The 19,583-nt window shown below is 64.9% G+C and carries 16 protein-coding genes and 1 pseudogene; 11 read left to right on the top strand and 6 right to left on the bottom strand.

The genetic code is table 11. The features are described from left to right. Window positions 1-42 precede the first annotated feature (42 nt). From AC1DYM_RS11930 to AC1DYM_RS11915, 4 genes and pseudogenes are all read left to right on the top strand, one after another. Window positions 43-939, top strand: a complete 897-nt coding sequence (locus AC1DYM_RS11930) for a hypothetical protein (RefSeq protein WP_477338516.1) — start codon at window positions 43-45, stop codon at window positions 937-939. A 19-nt stretch (window positions 940-958) separates the two neighbouring features. After that, window positions 959-2,268 (top strand): annotated as a pseudogene (locus AC1DYM_RS11925) (cation:dicarboxylate symporter family transporter). A gap of 70 nt (window positions 2,269-2,338) precedes the next feature. After that, window positions 2,339-3,778, top strand: coding sequence for a carbohydrate porin (locus tag AC1DYM_RS11920; RefSeq protein WP_477338514.1), 1,440 nt, complete (start codon window positions 2,339-2,341; stop codon window positions 3,776-3,778). A gap of 26 nt (window positions 3,779-3,804) precedes the next feature. Continuing rightward, window positions 3,805-4,521, top strand: a complete 717-nt coding sequence (locus AC1DYM_RS11915; protein ID WP_477338512.1) for a PIG-L deacetylase family protein — start codon at window positions 3,805-3,807, stop codon at window positions 4,519-4,521. Here AC1DYM_RS11915 and AC1DYM_RS11910 read toward each other — a convergent pair whose 3' ends face one another. Both AC1DYM_RS11910 and ftrA read right to left on the bottom strand, forming a co-directional pair. Continuing rightward, window positions 4,522-5,703: an acetyltransferase domain-containing protein gene (locus AC1DYM_RS11910; RefSeq protein WP_477338510.1), complete on the bottom strand. Its 1,182-nt coding sequence runs from the start codon at window positions 5,701-5,703 to the stop codon at window positions 4,522-4,524. A gap of 98 nt (window positions 5,704-5,801) precedes the next feature. After that, a complete protein-coding gene (ftrA, locus tag AC1DYM_RS11905) occupies window positions 5,802-6,776 on the bottom strand; it encodes a transcriptional regulator FtrA (RefSeq protein WP_477338508.1) in 975 nt (324 codons plus the stop codon). A gap of 91 nt (window positions 6,777-6,867) precedes the next feature. On the opposite strand from ftrA, the gene AC1DYM_RS11900 reads away from it, so the two are divergent. The 7 genes from AC1DYM_RS11900 (at window position 6,868) to pgaD (AC1DYM_RS11870) (ending at window position 14,848) form a co-directional block, all read left to right on the top strand. Beyond that, window positions 6,868-7,278: a rhodanese-like domain-containing protein gene (locus AC1DYM_RS11900; RefSeq protein WP_477338506.1), complete on the top strand. Its 411-nt coding sequence runs from the start codon at window positions 6,868-6,870 to the stop codon at window positions 7,276-7,278. 94 nt (window positions 7,279-7,372) lie between these two features. Further along, window positions 7,373-8,608, top strand: a complete 1,236-nt coding sequence (pgaC, locus tag AC1DYM_RS11895) for a poly-beta-1,6-N-acetyl-D-glucosamine synthase (RefSeq protein WP_477338504.1) — start codon at window positions 7,373-7,375, stop codon at window positions 8,606-8,608. Next, the gene (gene pgaD, locus AC1DYM_RS11890) at window positions 8,605-9,075 is read left to right on the top strand and encodes a poly-beta-1,6-N-acetyl-D-glucosamine biosynthesis protein PgaD (RefSeq protein WP_477338502.1); all 471 of its coding nucleotides are present in this window, start codon (window positions 8,605-8,607) and stop codon (window positions 9,073-9,075) included. Before pgaC (AC1DYM_RS11895) ends, pgaD (AC1DYM_RS11890) begins: the two co-directional genes overlap by 4 nt. Window positions 9,076-9,229: 154 nt before the next feature. Next, a complete protein-coding gene (pgaA, locus tag AC1DYM_RS11885) occupies window positions 9,230-11,281 on the top strand; it encodes a poly-beta-1,6 N-acetyl-D-glucosamine export porin PgaA (RefSeq protein WP_477338500.1) in 2,052 nt (683 codons plus the stop codon). Between the two features lie 5 nt (window positions 11,282-11,286). Continuing rightward, the gene (gene pgaB, locus AC1DYM_RS11880) at window positions 11,287-13,161 is read left to right on the top strand and encodes a poly-beta-1,6-N-acetyl-D-glucosamine N-deacetylase PgaB (protein WP_477338498.1); all 1,875 of its coding nucleotides are present in this window, start codon (window positions 11,287-11,289) and stop codon (window positions 13,159-13,161) included. Beyond that, window positions 13,158-14,408 carry a poly-beta-1,6-N-acetyl-D-glucosamine synthase gene (pgaC, locus tag AC1DYM_RS11875; RefSeq protein ID WP_477338496.1) on the top strand — a complete coding sequence of 417 codons (1,251 nt, stop codon included), beginning with the start codon at window positions 13,158-13,160 and terminating at the stop codon, window positions 14,406-14,408. Before pgaB ends, pgaC (AC1DYM_RS11875) begins: the two co-directional genes overlap by 4 nt. Further along, on the top strand, window positions 14,405-14,848 hold the full coding sequence (gene pgaD / locus AC1DYM_RS11870) for a poly-beta-1,6-N-acetyl-D-glucosamine biosynthesis protein PgaD (RefSeq protein ID WP_477338494.1): 444 nt from the start codon (window positions 14,405-14,407) through the stop codon (window positions 14,846-14,848). Before pgaC (AC1DYM_RS11875) ends, pgaD (AC1DYM_RS11870) begins: the two co-directional genes overlap by 4 nt. Before the next feature lie 118 nt (window positions 14,849-14,966). Here pgaD (AC1DYM_RS11870) and egtB read toward each other — a convergent pair whose 3' ends face one another. The 4 genes from egtB to AC1DYM_RS11850 form a co-directional block, all read right to left on the bottom strand. Further along, the gene (egtB, locus tag AC1DYM_RS11865) at window positions 14,967-17,156 is read right to left on the bottom strand and encodes an ergothioneine biosynthesis protein EgtB (protein WP_477338492.1); all 2,190 of its coding nucleotides are present in this window, start codon (window positions 17,154-17,156) and stop codon (window positions 14,967-14,969) included. A gap of 25 nt (window positions 17,157-17,181) precedes the next feature. Beyond that, window positions 17,182-17,559, bottom strand: a complete 378-nt coding sequence (locus AC1DYM_RS11860; RefSeq protein ID WP_477338490.1) for a DUF427 domain-containing protein — start codon at window positions 17,557-17,559, stop codon at window positions 17,182-17,184. A 164-nt stretch (window positions 17,560-17,723) separates the two neighbouring features. Next, window positions 17,724-18,806 carry an SAM-dependent methyltransferase gene (locus AC1DYM_RS11855; protein WP_477338488.1) on the bottom strand — a complete coding sequence of 361 codons (1,083 nt, stop codon included), beginning with the start codon at window positions 18,804-18,806 and terminating at the stop codon, window positions 17,724-17,726. Continuing rightward, window positions 18,803-19,582 carry a DUF1295 domain-containing protein gene (locus AC1DYM_RS11850; RefSeq protein ID WP_477338521.1) on the bottom strand — a complete coding sequence of 260 codons (780 nt, stop codon included), beginning with the start codon at window positions 19,580-19,582 and terminating at the stop codon, window positions 18,803-18,805. The genes AC1DYM_RS11855 and AC1DYM_RS11850 overlap by 4 nt, the downstream gene beginning before the upstream one ends. Between the last annotated feature and the right edge of the window lies 1 nt (window position 19,583).

Genomic DNA, 19,583 nt, shown 5'->3' with positions numbered 1-19,583 from the left:
CGGCAGCAGCCATCTATCCGTCGCTGTCGGAGGGTGGCACGCATGTCTGAGCCAAGCACGATGCGGACCGTGCTCGCCACGTCGGCGCTGACCACGCCGATCAAGAGCGGCGCGTTGACCAGCCCCCGCGTGGGCTTCGACTTTGTCGACGTGTCGCCGGTCCACAAAGCGTTTGCACCGATGGTGCGCGACCAGGCGTTCGATATCTCGGAGCTGGCGATCGTCACCGGCCTGCAAGCGATCGCTTTTGGCCGGCCTATCATCCTGCTGCCCGCCGTGGTCGCGTCGCGCTTCCAGCGCGGCTGCCTGATCACCCGCCGCGTCGGTGGCGTGACGCCCGGCCAACTGGCCGGCCATCGCATCGGCGTGCGCTCGTATACCCAGACCACCGGCATGTGGGTGCGCGCGCACCTCACGGAAGACTACGGGTTGTCCACCCGCGCCATGCGGTGGCTGACGCGCGATGCCGCCCACGTGGCGCAATACCGGGATCCGGATTTCGTCGAGCATGCCGAAGCGGACCTGAGCCTTCTCGACCTCCTGCGTGAGGGCACGATCGACGCGGCCATCCTGGGTAACGACCTGCCCAAGGACGAGGAATTCGTCCCGGTCATCGACGATGCCGCAGCAAGGGACAAGGCGTGGTACGAACAGCACGGCTTCATGCCGATCAACCACGTGGTCGCGGCGAGCACGGCTGCCAGCCAGCGCGATCCCACCGCCTTGCGCGAGGCCTACCGCCTTCTGGTCGTGTCGAAAGCGACACTGCCCGGTGAGACAGGCGGACCGTCGCCCTACGCCTTCGGTTTCGACACGCTGCGCGGACCGGTCGACACCATCGTCGACGCCTGTGTCGAACAGGGCCTGCTGCCGCGCCGGCTGAGCTTTGACGAAGTGTTCGGGCCAGCACACGCCATACTCGACGGCATGGCCGAATGAACAGCGAAAAGAAGCCCTGATGATCAAGCCGACCCTCAACATCCCMCCGGCGCCGCTGAAGGCGCCACGCCCCTTCTACCAGGACCTCACGTTCCAGGTGGTGACGGGTATGGTGCTGGGCGTCCTCCTGGGTGCCCTGGCGCCGGACATCGGCAAGCAGCTCAAGCCGCTCGGTGACATTTTCATTCGCCTGATCCAGATGGTTGTCGGCCTGATCATCTTCTGCACCGTCACCCACGGCATCGCCAGCGTGCGCGACCTGGGCAAGGTCGCACGCATCGCGATCAAGGCGATGGTGTACTTCGAGGTGGTCACCAGTATCGCGCTGGTGCTGGGCCTTGTGACGATCAACCTGCTCAAGCCCGGCGTGGGCATGCACATCGATCCCGCGCTGCTGCATACCGGTGTCACCACGACCAAGGATGGCGCGGCAGCGGTGCCCACCGGCGCCGGCGACTTCCTGGTCAACCTCGTGCCCAACTCCGCGCTCGAGGCCTTCGCCAAGGGCGACATCCTGCAGATCCTGGTGTTCTCGGTGCTGTTCGCCTGCGGCCTCGCGTCGCTCGGTGAGAAGGCCCAGCCGGTCTTGCAGGTGGTGGATACCGTGCAGTCCGCCTTGTTCTGGATCATCCGTCAGGTGATGAAGATCGCACCGATCGCGGCCTTCGGTGCCATCGCCTTCACCGTCGCCCAGTCGGCCTCGCCACGCTGCTGCCGCTGGGCGCGCTGATCCTCGAGTTCCTGCTCACCTGCGCGCTGTTCTTCGCGCTGGTACTCGCACCGATCTCGGCCTATGCCGGATTCAACCTGCTCAAGCTGATGCGTTACTTCCGCGAGGAACTGGTCCTGGTGCTGGGCACGAGTTCATCGGAAAGCGTCTTTCCACAGCTCACGGCGAAACTCACGAAGCTCGGCGTCAACGAGTCGGTCGTCGGCATGGTCCTGCCTACTGCCTACAGCTTCAATCACGACGGCACCTGCCTTTATTTTGCCGCCGTGGCGGTGTTCCTGGCCCAGGCCACCGGAACCGCGCTCGGTTGGGAGCAGCAATTGGGCCTGCTCGCCATCCTGCTGCTCACGTCGAAGGGAGGTGCCGGTGTTTCCGGTTCCGCCATCGCCGTGCTGACACTGACCCTGGCCGCGACCAAGACCATTCCGGTGAACAGCATCGCCCTGATCCTGGGCATTCACCGGATCCTTTCGGCCATGTTCGTCTTCACCAACATCGCAGGCAATTGCGTCGCCACCGTGGTCGTCGGTCATTGGGAGAAGGCCGTCAACCGCGAAACACTCAGGCAAGAGCTGGATACGGGTTACCGACCCGCCTGATCTGCCACATCGTCCGTATGACATGCCTCGCGAAGTCCCTCGACTCCGCGATCGGGGAGGGATTGCTCAAATGAATCGCAACACTTACATCGCCAGCGCGCTTTGCGGCGTCGCTGCCACGCTCGCACCGGCACTGGCCTTTGCCCAGAACGTGCCTTCCGTCGCCCCCGCGTCGAGCTCATCGGCGCCGGACACCGCCGAGCCGGGCTCGGCAGGCCGGGCGGTGACGCCGAAGGATGGTTTGAAAGGCCCGTTCGCTGACGTCGGTACCGCATTGAGGGACAAGGGCATCAAGCTGCGCAGCGCGCTCATCGACCAGTACGCCAACAACACGACGGGCGGCATTTACCAGGGACATAGCAACGTCGGCCAGTTCAACATCGGCGCCGACTTCGACCTGGACAAGATGATCGGCCTGAGCGGCGGTTCGTTCCACTTTACGGTGTATCGCGACTACGGCGAGAGCCTCAACAAGTACGTCAGCGGCACCTTCACCAAGCAGCAGTACATCTACAAGAACGAGTTCTACCGCTGGCATCTCGGCTTGTTCGCCTACGAGCAGAAATTGCTCGACGACAAGCTCGACATCACCGCTGGCCGCCTCGGTACCACGACGTACTACGGCCATCTGGTGACCAACTGCCAGTTCGAGTCCGCCGACACCTGCGGCGAGCCGCGTATCCTCGTGTCCGAAGCCGGCTTCAGCCTGCTTCCCTCGGCGACCTGGGGCTTGAACATCAAGGCCCGGCCGACGCCGCATACGTATATCGAAACCGGCGTCTTCGAAGTCAACCCGACGACATCGGCAAGCAACGGCCTGGATTTCTCGGTCGGCAGCGCCACCGGCGTCACCGTCCCCGTTGAATGGGCCTGGCAGAAGACCGATCCCACGACCACCCGCTTCCCGTTCGAACTGAAGGTTGGCGCCTTCCTGAGCACAGCGCCGCTCACCGATCCGTACTTCAATACGGCGGGACGCTCGAAAGCGTTGTTCGGCGGTACGGCGCGTACGGTCAACAGCAGCCGCGACGGTGTCTACATCATGGGCGACCGCGTTATCTGGCGGCCGAACGATGCCAGCACACGAAGCTTCAACGTGTTCGGCGGTATCGTCCAGCAGCTCGACGAAGCCGAAATCATGCGCCAGCAGGTCTATGCCGGCTTCGTATGGACCGCGCCGTTCGCCAGCAGGCCGACCGACACGTTCAACTTCTCGATCTCCGAATTCCAACTCACGCCGCGCGAGCGCGAATTCCTCCGCGACGCACGCGCCAAGAAGGGCGGCCACGGCACGAACGCCGAACACCAGACCGCTTACGAGCTGACCTACGGCTGGCGTGTGGCGCGCGGCCTCGAGCTGATGCCGAGCCTCCAGTACATCGTGCATCCGGACAACTCGAGCATCACCAACACCGCGATCTTCCCGAAAAACATGTTCGTCTACGGCGTGAGTCTCAAGATGGATCTGGGCTACATGCTCGGCTTCGACAAGACCGCCGGCGGCGACTGAACCCTCTCCTACGAACGGATCCTCTCATGACGAAGAAAACAGCATTGGTAGTCAGCGCGCACTCGGCCGATTTCGTCTGGCGCGCCGGCGGTGCTATCGCGCTGCACGCGGCGGCCGGCTGGGACGTGACCGTCGTCTGCCTCTCGTACGGCGAGCGCGGCGAGTCGGCCAAACTCTGGCGCAAGCCCGGCATGACGCTGGAGAAGGTCAAGTCGGAACGTCAGGTCGAAGCCGAGAACGCCGCGCGGCATCTGGGCGTGGCGGATATCCACTTCTGGGACCTCGGCGACTACCCCATCACCCTCGAAAAGGATTCGCTGTTCCGGCTGGCGAACCTCTACCGCGCCGTGCGGCCGAACTGGGTCATGACGCACTCGCGCCTCGACCCCTACAACGCCGACCATGTGGCGGTGAGCGCCTTCGCCCAGGAAGCACGCATCGTGGCGCAGGCGCATGGTCACGATCCCGAGACGCCGGTGATCGGCGCCCCGCAGGTCTATCTGTTCGAACCGCACCAGCCCGAGCAGTGCGGCTGGAAACCCGACACCATCCTCAACATCACCGATGCCTGGGACGCCAAGCGCGCTGCCATCGAGTGCATGCAAGGCCAGGAGCACTTGTGGGAGTACTACACGCGGGTCGCGTTGCAACGCGGCGTCCAGGGCGGCCGCAACTCGGGCACGCCGATGACGTATGGCGAGGCCTATGAGTCGGTGTTTCCGTCGGTGTTGAATGCGCTCTGATCACAGATAACTGAGCCACCACTTCTTGTGCGTGGCTCGGTATCGCGCATAAGCGCTGGCCATCGGATACAGCACGATGAGCACGGCAAGCCATACGGCGTACGTACCCCACAGCGACAGCCCCCACCCGTCCGCACGCAGCCGCGACTGATCGCTCAACGTGCCGATGAAGTGCGCCGCCGGCACGCCGTAGAACTGCGCGATGATCACCGCGAACGTGTGGGCGAGATAGATATGCAGAAGGTACGAGAGCATCGGCGTGCGACCGAAGGCCAGGAAGGGTTTTAGCAGCCACGCCGGCGCACGACCAAGCGCGAGGCCGATCAGCGTCGAGATACCGAGCGTGACCAGGACGTAATCCAGCGAGGGCGGGTACTTCGCCACGGACATCACGGCCAACGGGGTCAACGACGCATCGGCGGGGACGGTCCATGGCCGTGGATCACCATAGAGGTTCGGCAGGCGCAGCACGAAGAACAGCACGAGCATCCCGATCGCCAGTAGTGCCAGCGTCCGGCTTCGACGCGACGGCTCCATCAGGTAGATGCCACCGATGCCATAGCCGACGCACATCACGCCAAACCAGGGCAGCACGGGATAGGCGATGAAGCCGAACGGCAGCACACCCGGCTGCATGAGTAAGTGCCATGGCAGACCCCAGGCGCCGAGCGTAGCGGCGTCGACGCCGTCGAACAGGTTATGCCCCGCGACCAGCACGATGCCCAGACCGAGTACCACACGCCGCGGCAGGTGAACCGCCGCGGACATCAGCACCATGCTCAGGCCGATCGCATAGATCACCTGCAGGAAGATCGCCGGACGGAAGTCGAAACCGAAGTCGACCACGGTGATTTCGAGGAAGATCAGCCAGAGGCCACGAGTGAGCAGGAATCGCGAAAGCGGCCACCCGGTCTTGCCACGATGCGCCTGCAGGAAGATGGATACGCCCGAAAGAAGCACGAAGGTCGGCGCACAGAGGTGGGTCACCCATCGTGTCAGGAACAGGGCGACCGAGGTCTTGTCCAGATCCAGCGGGTCGAACAGGARGGCCTGGCGATTGACGAAGTCGCGCGTATGGTCGAGGACCATGAGCGCGATGACCAGCCCGCGCAGCGCGTCGATGAAATCCAGCCGCGGTAGCGGTGCCGACGCTGCCGCGGCGCGTGTTTGCTGTTCCACCATCACGAGTGACCTCGGGATCCGACTCAACCGGCCCTTTGTAGCGCCTTCCCCACCCGCCGTGAATCGGTGCAATGGCCTAGGCCAGCTGGCGGCTGTAACTATCGCTGAGCCGCAAAGCGCTGGCGATAGGCCCCCGGGCTCGTTCCGAGCCTGCGCCGGAAGTGATGTCGCATCGTCGTTGCGGTGCCGAGGCCGGTCTGGCCGGCGATCATCTCGATCGACAGCGTCGAGGCTTCGAGCAGTTCGCGGGCGCGATCGACACGCAAGGCCGTCAACCAGTCCGCCGGCGTTGTACCCGTGGATGCCTTGAAGCGACGGATGAAGGAGCGCTCGCCCATCGCGGCCATCGCAGCAAGGGTAGCCAACGGCAGATCGTCGGCAAGGCGACGGCGCATCGCGTCCATCACGGGGCCAAGCAGATCGCGCTCACGGCTGGCCACGGGCCGTTCGACGAACTGGGCCTGGCCTCCGTCCCGGTGAGGCGGGATGACCAGGCGACGTGCCACGTGGTTGGCGACGGCGGGGCCCCGGTCACGCCGGACCATATGCAGGCAGAGGTCGAGACCGGCCGCGCTGCCCGCCGAGGTGAGCAGCTGCCCCTCGTCGACATAGAGCACACCCGGATCGACCTCGATGGCCGGGTATCGCTGGCGCATCGCCTCCGCATAGCGCCAGTGCGTCGTGGCACGGCGTCCGTCGAGCAAGCCCGTTGCCGCGAGCACGAACGACCCTGAGCAGATCGAGAGCAGGCGCGCCCCGCGGGCATGGGCGCGACGAAGCGCATCCACGACGACCGAAGGCACCGCCTCGTCGACACCCTTCCAACCGGGAATAACGATGGTCCCCGCTGCATCGAGACGATCGAGATTCCCGTCGGGCCGGACTCGCACACCATGCTGGCCGCGGATATCGCTGCCTTCCACCGCACAGGTCTCGAAGCGATACCAGTCGTCACCCAGTTCCGGCCGCGCCAGGCCGAAGACCTCGGCGGCACTGGCGAACTCGAACATGCACAGGCCGTCGTAGATCAGCGCGACGACGAGCGTGTTCGGCGGACCAGGGTGACTTGTCATGATTTGATCGCATGGTGGCGTTCTCGCCACTATGCCGGTCAGCGGCTATCGGGACAATGGCTTGCACGCCCCCACCGCCACGAGAGCCGACATGTTCAACGCCGTTACCCGTGTTCCCGCCGCCGCTTCCGGTCTCGCCGTCGCCCATTTCGAGTCCGAACTCGAATTTGAAACCGATTGCTGGGACACGCACGAGGCGCTCGCTAGTGACCATCCTGGGTTCGTGCTGCTCGATGTCCGCAGCCCGGCCCTGTTCGCCAGGGGCCACGTGCCCGGAGCGATCAATCTGCCGCACGGCAAGATCATCGCCTCACGCATGGCAGCGTGGCCCGAGACGACACTTTTCGTAACCTATTGCGCGGGCCCTCATTGCAACGGCGCGGCTCGTGGTGCGGCGAAGCTGGCTCGTCTCGGGCGCCCTGTGAAGATCATGGCCGGTGGCATGACGGGATGGATGGACGAGGGTTTCGATGTCTTGCGGGAAGCTGAATACACCCCGTGAGTCCTACACAAAACGTCAACACAAAATAGCCAGACTTGCCGATTATGAGCATCGTCATCGGCAGGTCCCACGGATGAGCACGGATGCATCGTTGATGCATTCGTTACTCGAATACGCGTTCTTCTACCCATGGATCATGTCGCTGCTCTGGATGAGCGGCGGCTTGGTCTACTTCTTCCGCATCGAGCGCCGTAAGGGCGATCGCGAAAGCCCACCGCACCTGGATCACTACCCTTTCGTCACCCTCGTCGTCCCCTGTTTCAACGAGGGTGAGCAGGTGCGCGAGACCATCGAACACCTCGCCAGCCAGCGCTGGCCCGACTTTGAAATCATTGCGGTGAACGATGGATCGAGCGACGACACCGGTCCCCTCCTCGATGCCCTGATACGCGAACAGCCGCGCCTGCGCGTCCTCCACCTGGAAACCAACCAGGGCAAGGCCATGGCCTTGCGTGCCGCGGCACTGGCGGCCCACGGCGAGTTCATCGTCTGCGTCGACGGTGACGCCCTGCTCGACGACTACGCCACGCACTGGCTGGTCTGGCATCTGCTGCGCAACGTTCGCGTCGGCGCCGTGACCGGCAACCCGCGTATCCGCAATCGCTCAACGTTGCTGGGCAAGTTACAGGTGGGTGAGTTCTCCTCGATCATCGGCCTGATAAAACGTGCGCAGAGCGTCTATGGAAGGATCTTCACGGTGTCTGGCGTCATCGCCGCGTTTCGGCGCAGCGCCCTGCACGACATCGGTTACTGGCACACCGACATGGTCACCGAAGACATCGACGTGAGCTGGCGACTGCAGATGAACGCGTGGGAAGTCCGCTACGAGCCTAATGCACTGTGCTGGATCCTCATGCCGGAGACCTTGCGCGGCCTGTGGCGGCAGCGCCTGCGCTGGGCGCAGGGCGGCTCCGAAGTCCTCCTGCGCTACGCCCGCAACCTCCTGCGCTGGCGGCACCGTCGCATGTGGCCGCTGGCCATCGAATACCTGCTCAGCCTGGTCTGGTCCTACGTGATGGCCGCGATCATCGCGTTGTGGGCCATCGGCAAGGTCGTCGACGTACCGCCCCCCTTCCACGTCGAATCCCTTTTCCCGCAGTGGCACGGCGTGGTGCTCGGGATCACCTGCCTGACCCAGTTCATGCTCAGCCTGTTGGTGGACCGTCGCTACGAGACGAAGATCGGTCGCAACTACTACTGGATGATCTGGTACCCGCTGGCGTACTGGATGCTCAACACCGTCACCTCGATCGTCGCCCTGCCCCGTGCCGCCATGCGCCGCCACGGACAGAGCGCCACGTGGGTCAGTCCGGACCGGGGAATCCCATGAAAGCCGAAGCGATCGTCATCGACCAACCCGAGCGCCAGTCGCTGCCACGGCGTGCACTGTATGGCGTGCTCACCGTGCTGGCCTGGCTGCTCTGGGGCCTGCTCTGGCTGCCTGCCCTGCACCGTGTGGCGCGCGCGCTGAACATCCCGGTACACATCGAGCGCTGGATACCGGACGTGGTTCTTAGCAGTACACGCGAGCTGGTCGACATCGTGTGGCTGGCGCCGCTGAGCCTGCTGGTGTTCCTCGCCTGGTCACTCTATGAGGGGCGCCGCAAACAGGGAGGGCGCCAGCGTCGTCGCAAGGCCGGCGCGATATCCCTGCCCGCCGCTGCGGAATCGCTGGGCACATCGACCGCCGAAGCGCTTCGCATCCAGGACAGTCGCCGCGCCGTATTAAGTGTCGACGACGACGGGCACATCGGCGTGAAGACATCGGACGCAGGCACCCGCGCGTCGCAACCCTGAACGCAGTCCTTCGAACCGCCAGAAAAATGTGATGTGCATCACACGTGGCACGGTGCTTGCCTTTACGATGGCGGGCTTCTTTAACCTCCGTTGCCGGGAATGAATATCCGGCGCGATCGAGACAGGTCATGTTGTGGGGATGGGATCAACTTTGATGATTTTTCAGCGGGACATCCGCGTGCCGCGCGCCAGGCTCTGCCTTGCGCTGCTCCTGGCCCTGCATGGGCCCGTGGCATGGGCTGCGGCACCTCCCGAACGCGATGCGCTCATGGCCAAGGTTCGCCAGGAGCGTGACCAGGGTCATCGGATCGAGGCCTTGGCGCACTGCCAGTCCATCCTCGCCCGCTGGCCGGACGATCAGGAAGCGCAGACGCTCAACGTCACTTTATTGACGGAGATTGGCGCAACGACGCGCGCCAGGGAACTGGCGTCGACGCTGCAGCCACCGCAGAGCCAGCATGACAAGGCACGCCTGGAGGCTGACCACGTCGCGCGCGAAACGCGCTGGGCGGTGGGCGAGCCCGCCGATGCGCGAGCGCCTTATGCCGAAGCCGACCGCGCCGTTGCCGACGCGCGACGGCTCGCCGACGATCCGATGCTGCCGGCCGACATGCGTCAGCGGGAGCAATTCGACCTCATCGTCGCGCTCGACCAGGCCGGCCTCACCGGCGAGGCGGCGCAGCGTTACGACGCCCTGCATGCGCAGGGGGTGACGCTTCCCGCCTATGCCGAACGTAACGCCGCAGATGCCCTCCTTGCCCGTCGCCGGCCCGCCGACGCCGCACGACTTTACGAAGACAGCATCGCCAAGGACCCTGGTCCTTACGACGACGCGGAGCTCGATCCGCGCATCGGTCTCATGTATGCCTACCTGGAGTCGGGCCAAACCCAGAAGGCGCTCACCACGATCGATGCCCTGGCGGCAAAAGAGCAGCCCTGGGTTCGCGTGCCGGGTATTCGCCTGCCGATCCAGAACCCGCGCAAGTTCGATGCCGAATCCGCCGCGATCTCGGCGCGCAGCATCGTCGACATGCAAGCCGACGCGTATGCGCGCATCGTCCCGCTCAGCCGCGAAGCACCCGCCGAGTCGAACATCCGCCGCCAGCTCGGCATGGTCGAACTGGCGCGTGGCTGGCCGCGACGCGCCCAGGACGACCTCGCCATCGCCGATACCTTGAATCCGCGCGATGTCGACTCCTACCTCGACGCAGCCGACACCCAGCGCGCCCTGCATGACTACGAGGGAATCGACGAGAACCTCGCCGAGGCCAAGGTGCTGGGCAACCGTACCGATCGCGTGGACCGCGCCGTGCAATCGTGGGATCGCGAACGTGGCTGGCAATTCGATATCAGCCAGGAAAACGGCAAGGGCTCGAGTCCCGATTACGGCGACCGTGACAGCGCGACCGTGGCTACGATCGCAAGCCCCTTGATCGACGATCACTGGCGTGTGCTCGCGCTCGGCCGCTATTCGACGGCCGACCTGCCCGAAGGCGATGTCCGCCGCACGCGCTTCGGCCTGGGCGTACGCGGTTATGCGCGTGGTCTCGAGGTCTACGTGCAGGCCCTGCCCGCCGCGGATCGCTACGTCGGCAAGACGGCGCTCGAAGCCGGTTTCGACTGGTCACTGAGCGATCACTGGGCGATCGCCGCCGACTTCAGCACAGCCGGCGAAGACACGCCGCTGCGCGCGCAGTACTACGGCATCTCGGCCAAGACGATCGATACCGCCGTGACCTGGCGCGCCAGCGAACTGACCCAGGCGCGCCTGGGCCTGTCGCGCGACGACTTCAGTGACGGCAACAAGCGCACCGGCTGGCTCGCCGCCTTCACGCAACGGGTGTATACCGCTCCCAACCTCGCCCTCGATGGCGGTGTGGAACTGGGCGGCTCGATGAACACGCAAACCGATCGCCCGTACTTCAATCCCCGCCGTGACAACAGCTACGCCTTGACCGGACGCCTGCAGAACCTGCTCGGCCAGTTCTACGAGCGTCAGGTCACCCAGCGCATCGACGTCGCCGTCGGCCAGTACGCCGAACAAGGCTACGCCACCGACTGGATGGCCAGCGTCCGCTACGGCCAGATCTTCCAGCCACGCGCGGGTATCCGCCTGGGCTGGGGTATCGGCTGGCACAACCAACCCTACGATGGCCGCCGCGAACATCGCGTCGTCCTCGACCTGACCCTGCACTGGGGAGAATGAGAGTCATGCGTTCGCTGTTGTTTCTGCTAGCCCTGCTCGGGCTCGCGCTCCCCGCTCTCGCGCAGACCGCCACGCCCGTGCGGCCTTCGCTGATCGTGCTCGCGTATCACGACGTTCGCGACGACGTCGGCCTCCGCGCCGATCGCGACCCCGATGCCACCAGCACCGACCACCTGATTTCGCACTTCGACTGGCTCAAGGCCAACGGCTACAACATCGTCAGCCTGCAACAGGTGGTCGATGCGAGCCACGGCGGCGCGGCGCTGCCGGCCAATGCCGTCCTGCTCACCTTCGACGATGGCCTGGAAAGCTTCTACACGCGTGTCTGGCCCCTGCTACGCGCCTACAACTACCCGGCGGTAGCCGCCATCGTCGGCTCCTGGATCGATCTGCCCGCCGGCAAGCGCATGCCCTACAACGGCTCGGACTGCGATCGCGACTGCTTCCTCACCTGGGACCAGGTGACCGAGATGCACAAGGGCGGGCTGGTGGAATTCGCTTCCCACTCCTGGGGCTTGCACGAGGGGACCAACGGCAACCCGCAGGGCAACCTGCTGCCCGCGGCCGCCTCGCTGCGCTATGACGACAAGGCGCACGTCTACGAGGACGAGGCGCAGTACCGCGCGCGTATCGGTGCCGACCTGCAGCACAGTGCCGACGAAATCGCCGCGCATACGGGCGTTCGCCCACGCGCCGTCGCCTGGCCTTACGGTGCCTACACCCGCGTCGGGCGCCAGGTGGCTGCCGAGCACGGCATGCCGGTGACCTTCAGCCTGGGCGACCGCCTGCCCACGCTCGAAGTCGGCAAGACCATTCCACGCCTGCTGGTCAGCGGCAACATCACGGCGAACCGCCTCGGCTGGCTGCTCCGTCATCTGGATCGCATCGAACCGACGCGTGCCGTGCAGGTCGACCTCGACTACGTTTACGACCCGGATCCGGCCCAGCAGGACCGCAACCTTTCCAAACTGCTCGACCGCATCAAGCGTCTTCATCCGAGCCAGGTCTGGTTGCAGGCGTATGCGGATCCCGATGGCGACGGCGTGGCCGACGCGGTGTACTTCCCGAACCGCCACCTGCCGATGCGGGCCGACCTCTTCTCGCGCGTGTCGTGGCAGCTGCGCACCCGCGCCGGTGTACGCGTCTACGCGTGGATGCCCGTACTCGCCTTCCGTTTCCCCGACGGCAAGGATCTTCCGTCGCTAGCCGGCGAGCCGAAACCCGGTGGCGACCATTTCCGTCTGGCGCCGTACGATCCGAAGGTCCGCGCCATGATCGGCGACGTCTACGAAGATCTCGCCATGCATGCCGACACCGCAGGCGTGCTGTTTTCCGACGATGCCTATATCCGCGACACCGACCACCTCGGCCCGTGGGCGAAGAACACACCAGCACAGAACACCCAGGCCTTGATCGACTTCACGCTGGAGCTGTCCGAGCGCATGCAGAAGTGGCGTCCGCAGCTACGCACGGCACGCAACCTGTACGCCCTGCCCGTCCTGCAGCCGAATGCGGAAGCCTGGACGGCACAGAGCCTTCCTGCCTTTCTCAAGGCCTATGACATGACAGCACTGATGGCAATGCCCCAGCTGGACCAGCAGTCGGATCGCATCGGCTGGTACAAGCACCTGGCTGCGCAGGTCGCGGCGGTACCTAACGGCTTCGATCGCACCCTGTTCGAATTCGCGACGCGGAACTGGCGCACTCATACCCCCATCAACGACAGCGACCTGGCGCAGCGCCTGCGCACGGTGCAGGCCGCCGGCGCGCGACACATCGGCTATTACCCGGACGACTTCCTGCACGACCATCCGGATCTCGAAACCATCCGGCCGTTCATCTCGGCATCCGATTATCCCTACCCGGAGCCGACCCGATGAACGGCGGCATTCTCCACATCCTGCTGGAGTTCGCGTTCTTCTATCCGCTGGTGATGTCACTCATCTGGATGACCGGCGGCGTGATCTATTTCATGCGCTGGGAACGTAACGAGCCCGTGCGCGTGAAGCCGCCCGAGCTAGAGTCCTACCCGATGGTCACCCTCGTGGTGCCCTGCCATAACGAAGGCGAGCAGGTGCGCGAGACCATCGCGCACCTGGCTTCCCAGCAATATCCGAACTTCGAGATCATCGCGATCAACGACGGTTCGACCGACGACACGGGCGCCCAGCTCGATCAGCTGATGGATCAGTACCCGAAGCTGCGGGTGATCCACATGGCGAGCAACCAGGGCAAAGCCATGGGGCTGCGCGCCGCCGCGCTCGCCTCGAACGCGGACTTCCTGGTCTGCGTCGATGGCGACGCGCTGCTCGACGACTATGCCACCCACTGGCTGCTCTCGCACATGCTCGACAGCCCACGCGTGGCTGCGGTGACCGGCAATCCGCGTATCCGCAACCGCTCGACCCTTCTGGGCAAGCTGCAGGTCGGCGAGTTCTCCTCGATCATCGGCCTGATCAAGCGGGCGCAGCGCGTCTATGGCCGCATCTTCACGGTATCCGGCGTGATCGCCGCCTTCCGTAAGAGCGCCCTGCACGATGTCGGCTACTGGAACACCGACATGGTCACCGAGGACATCGACATCAGCTGGCGTCTGCAGATGCGCCACTGGGAAATCCGCTACGAGCCGAACGCCCTTTGCTGGATCCTGATGCCCGAGACGCTGCGCGGCTTGTGGAAGCAACGCCTGCGCTGGGCCCAGGGTGGTTCCGAAGTGCTGCTGCGCTATACGAAGAGGCTGTTTGCCTGGCGGCAGCGCCGCATGTGGCCGGTGGCCATCGAATACGTGATGAGCCTGGTCTGGTCATACACCATGGCGATCATCGTCACGCTGTGGGTGCTGGGTTACTTCATCGACCTGCCGCCCTCGCTCTACATCGCCACCCTGTTACCGCAATGGCATGGCGTGGTCCTGGGCGCGATCTGCCTGCTGCAGTTCCTGATCAGCCTTCTGGTCGACCGCCGCTATGAAACGCGCATCGGCCGCAACTACTACTGGATGATCTGGTACCCGCTGGTGTACTGGATCCTCAACACGGCGACCTCGATCGTCGCGATGCCTAAGGCGCTGATGAAGCGCAAGGGCACGCGGGCGGTATGGGTCAGCCCGGACAGGGGACTGCGATGAAAGCCGAAGCCATCATGATCCAGCGGCCCGAACGCCAGTCGTCGGTGCAGAAAGCCATGTTCGGCGTCGTCACCATCGTGGCGTGGCTTTTCTGGGCCTTCCTCTGGCTACCGCTGATCACCCTGGGCGCATGGGCCTTTGGTGTTCGCAGTGCCTGGCTGCAGCTCTATGTGCTGGAACCTTCCCACAAGGAAGGCGACCTCAGCGTCGTGCTGATCGCCGCCATCATCTGTGCCATGGTTTTCAGTGCCTGGGCCGGATACAACCGCGCACGCTTCGCCGGCAAGCAGAAGCGTCGCGGTAACAGCCCCGTTGGCGTCGAGGCCACGGCCCGCGTCATCGGCGCAAGCACCGAGGACGCCGTCAGCATCCAGGCCCATCGACGTGCCGTGGTGAGCGTGAGCGACGCCGGATTCATGACGGTCGACCAGGTCCGCTAGCGCCCCCGCTGGCGCGCGCTCTCGGTAGGAGCCGATTCATCGGCGAATGGGTGCTCGCGGCAAGCTTGCCCGCTGCCGCGGGATCGCCGATGAATCGGCTCCTACCACAGCCCGAACCTTACAGTAGCGCGAAGATACCGAAGGCCGGATCAGGCGAGATCCACTGTTGATCGACCCGCCAGCCACCCGCTTCCGCGAGCCGAGCAAACGACGCCGGCGTGAACTTGTGCGAGTTCTCGGTGTGGATGGACTCACCCGCGGCGAACCGGAAACGCTGGCCGGCGACGGTGACCTGCTGGGCCACGCGACTCACCAGGTGCATCTCGATGCGCTCGCGCTCCGGATTCCATACCGCGCGATGCTCGAACGCCTGCGGATCGAAGTCACCGCCGAGCTCGCGATTGATCCTCACCAGCACATTGCGATTGAACGCGGCCGTGACACCCTCGGCGTCGTCGTAGGCAGCAATCAGCGTATCGACCGGCTTGACCTGATCGGCACCGACGATGAAGTGCGCGGTCGCGCCGAGTCGTTCGCGTACCGAGCGCAGCAGCGCGATCGCTTCCTCCGCGACGAAGTTGCCGATCGTCGATCCCGGGAAGAACGCCACGATCGGGCGTCCCGCCAGGGCGTCGGGTACGCGGATCGCCTGGGTGAAATCACCGACGACCGGGTGCACCTCAAGGGCCGGGTACGCGGAGCGCAACCGTTCGACCGCGCCATTGAGCGCATCGATGCTGATATCCACGGGCACGTACGCCGAAATCTGCGGCGCCGCGTCCAGCAGCACGCGGGTCTTGTCGCTCGCGCCGCTACCCAGTTCGAGCAGCACGGCACCTTCGGGAATCGTCGCCGCCAGCGCCGGAGCGATGTGATGCAACAGCGCGGTTTCCGTCCGCGTCGGGTAGTACTCCGGCGTGACACAGATCGCTTCGAACAGGGCCGATCCGGCCGCATCGTAGAAGTATTTCGGCGAGAACGCTTTCGGTGAAGCGGATAATCCGGCGAGCGTGTCACGCAAGAAGGTCAGGCGGTCGTCGTCGGGCGAATGGCCGACGTCGCGGGCCAGGCGCAGGCCCGCAAACATCCAGCGCTGGCCCGGGCGGTAGAAGTTCCGGTACGAGGGACGGACATGATGCGGCGGCGTCACGCAGGCGCCACCGCGTAGCACCATCTGCCCGCTCATGAACTTGCCGTTGTACTCACCGACGGCATCGTCCGTCGCGCGGAAACCCGGATACGGCGAATAGGCGCTGGCGGTCCACTGCCAGGCCACGTCGGCCACCTGCTCCAGATCGGTACGCGTACGCACGGCGTGCTCCCACTCCGCCTCGACCGGCAGACGCGCACCGGCCCAGCGAGCGAAGGCTTCCGCTTCGTAATAGCTGATATGGGTCACGGCGGCATCGGGGTCCACCGGCTTCCAGCCACCCGGCGTCATATGCGACCAGACGTCGTCCTCGTGGCGCCAATACAGCGGCGCTTCCCAGCCCTCTTCCTGACGCTGAGCCCAGCCGTCCGAAAGCCAGAGGTCCGCACGGCGGTAGCCGCCCAGCGCCATGAAGGCCAGCCATTGTCCATTGGTAACGAGACGGTCAGCGATCTCGAACGGTTCCAGCCATACGGTATGCCGGGGACCTTCGTTATCGAACGCGAAGCGCTCGTCCACGGCGCCGATACGCACGGGACCGCCACCGACACGACGGAATCGTCCCACGGGGCCCGGGGCCTGCGCCGGCCACGCCTGATCGACTGCCGGCTTGAGCGGTGACTGGGCGAACAGGTGCTGCATGTCCATCACCAGCAGTTCCTGATGCTGCTCCTCGTGGGCGAAACCCAGGTGCAGCAGCGCTTCGAGTTCCGCCGGGGGCTGTTCCTGCAGGAAGGCACGCATGTGCGTGTCCACGTGGTGACGATAGGCCATCACCTGCGCCACCGAGGGGCGCGTCAGCAGGCCACGCAGTGGCCGCGGATGTCGCGGGCCGACCGCTTCGTAATACGAATTGAAGAGGTAGCCGAAATCCGCATCGAACACCGGGTAGCCCGGGACGTTCGGTCCGAGCACGAAGGTTTCGAAAAACCAGGTGGTGTGTGCGAGATGCCACTTGGCGGGGCTGGCATCGGGCATGGACTGGACGACCATGTCTTCGGCGTCCAGCGAGGCAATCAGTCCCTCGGTGCGCGCGCGCACGGCCTCGTAGCGGGCCAGGAGCGAGTCGCCGGTGTGACATCGCGTCGCCGCCGCGCCTTCGCCGGAACGAAGGGCAGCGGCGCCTGGCGCCCAGGTGGTATCGACGATGGCTTGCATGTGTCAGGTTCCCTGCGCTGGCGAATCAGCCCGGCGTGTGCTCGATGCTGACCCGGTCCGGGTAAAAAGCGAGATGGTCGCGAATCGTCGCGACAGCATCGTAAGGCGTCTCATAGGTCCAGATCGCGTTGATCGCGTGCTCGGCGTTGCCAGGCAGACTGAAGTACGACGCTTCGCCCTTGTAGGGGCAATACGAGTGGTGTTCGGTCTTGGTCAGCGCGGCCATGTCGGCGTCCGCGCGAGGAATGTAGAACACGGCCGGATACGTCGATTCCTTGAGAGTCAACGCGTTGCGGGTGTCGGCGATCACGTGATCGCCATCGCGTACGACAACGCGGCCCTCGGTAGGGGTGACCATGATCGGATGGTCGGGACCTGGGATACGAACGGGACGGGACGACATGGCACTCTCCTAACAGTGCGGTGCAAGCCACACATCGTGCGACCACGGGATGCCGATTCCAAGGCGACAATCCGGAATAGGTGACATTACCCCCAGGCAAAGCTGGCCGGATTGGACGTTTCTGACGGCCTTGTCTCGACGGCGCATGCCGCGCGAGGTGGGCTCTAGCGCGGCTTCGCGAACCGATAATGGGCCACCAGCCATTCCTGCCCGCCCGCGTATCCGAACACCTCGGCACAGGCCATCCAGAACATCCGCCAGCGCTGGAACCAGAGTCCGGCCGCGTTGCCGTAGGTCCCCTGTAGCACCTTCATGATTTCTTCACGGGCCATGTCCTGGTTCACCAGCCAATGGTTGGCCGTGCGCTCGTAATGCGTGCCATCGACATGCCAGCGGTGTTCGATGCGCAGATCGTTCTGAAACCACAGCAAAGTGTCCGACGCCGGCATCAGGCCGCCGGTGAAGAAGTGGCGACCCATCCAGTCGTCCTCGCCTTCGGTTTCGAACGGATACATGAGGGTCCGGTGGGCGAAGATGTGGACGAATAGCTTGCCACCCGGACGCAACCAGCGCGCGATACGCGACAGCAGCGTTTCGTAGTTGCGCATGTGCTCGAACATTTCTACCGACACGCAGCGGTCGAACTGGTCGGCCCCCAGTTCGAGGGCATTCGCATCCGCGGTGATCACGTTGACATTGTGGATGCCGCGCGCCGAACAGCTGGCTTCGATATGTCGGCGCTGGCTGGCGGAATTGGATACCGCGGTGATCCGCGATCGCGGATAGCGCTGGGCCATCCACAAGGTCAGCGAACCCCAGCCGCAACCCAGCTCGAGGATCGACTGGTCATCGGCCAGCTCGGCGCGCTCGGCGTAAAGCTCGAGCATCGCTTCCTCGGCCTGGGCCAGCGATTCGGCGCCGGTCGGGTAGTAGCAACCCGAATACTTCAGGCGGGGCCCGAGGCACAACTCGAAAAACCGCGGCGGTAATTCATAGTGCTGCCCATTGGCCGCATCCGTATGGATCGCGACCTCGCTGTGTTTCAGTCCCTCGATACGTCCCTGATAGCGCGCGGCGACGGCGGCAAGGCCGCCGGCACCTTCCTCGGCCAGGCGCTTCGCGCACAAGCGACGGATACCGGCGCGGAGCAGCGCATCGGGGACCAGGCCGCGCTCGGCAAGGCCGAGCAGGCCGGGCGCGGCGTGATCTTCACGGGCATACGAAGCGGGACTGACGACGGTGTTCATGCGTTATCGCTCTCATGTTTCGGGAACCACGGAAAGAACATCGGGGTGTCGCGCTGGTACCGCCGGTAGGCCTCGCCACGCGAGCGCAAGGCTTGCGTCTCGGTGTAAGGCACGCCACTGACGAAGCGCAGGAACAGGAACATCACCAGCGGTCCGCTCCAGGCCAGCCACCACAGCGGCGAGCCGATCGCCAGGACGACGTAGGCGAACCAATGCAGCCATTCGAAGAAGTAGTTCGGGTGGCGTGAGTACCGCCACAAGCCGGTGCGGCAGGTCTTGCCCTGGTTGCCGGGATCGGCGCGAAACACTGCCAGCTGCCGGTCGGCCAGGGACTCGCCGCCGACACTGAGCAGCCAGATCGCGAAGGCAAACCCGATGGCCGTCGTCGAGACGATCGGGTTCGCAGCCACCGCGAGAAAGGGCACGGCGAAGACGCCGACGAGGAAAGCCTGGAACTGGAAGAAGCCGAAGAACTTCAGCTGGCTGCCGTGCCAGTGCGCACGCAGCGCACGATAGCGTCCGTCTTCCGCTTCGCCTGCCACGCGATGCCACAGATGCAGGGCCAGGCGCAGTCCCCAGAGGCCACCGAGGACAGCCATCGCCACGCGCGTCCCCGGCGCGCCCGCACCGATGAGCGCGGCGAGCACAGCGGAACCGCCGACGCCAGCCGACCAGAGCACGTCCACGATGCCCGCGTTGTTCCGACGACGCTGCCAGGCCCAGCCGGCCGTCATCAACCAGGCCGTGGCCAACCAGATAACCAGCAAGGTGTTCATC

The organism is Luteibacter sp. P1_D3 (assembly GCF_056406135.1).
This window is presented reverse-complemented; position numbering and strand designations above follow the sequence as displayed.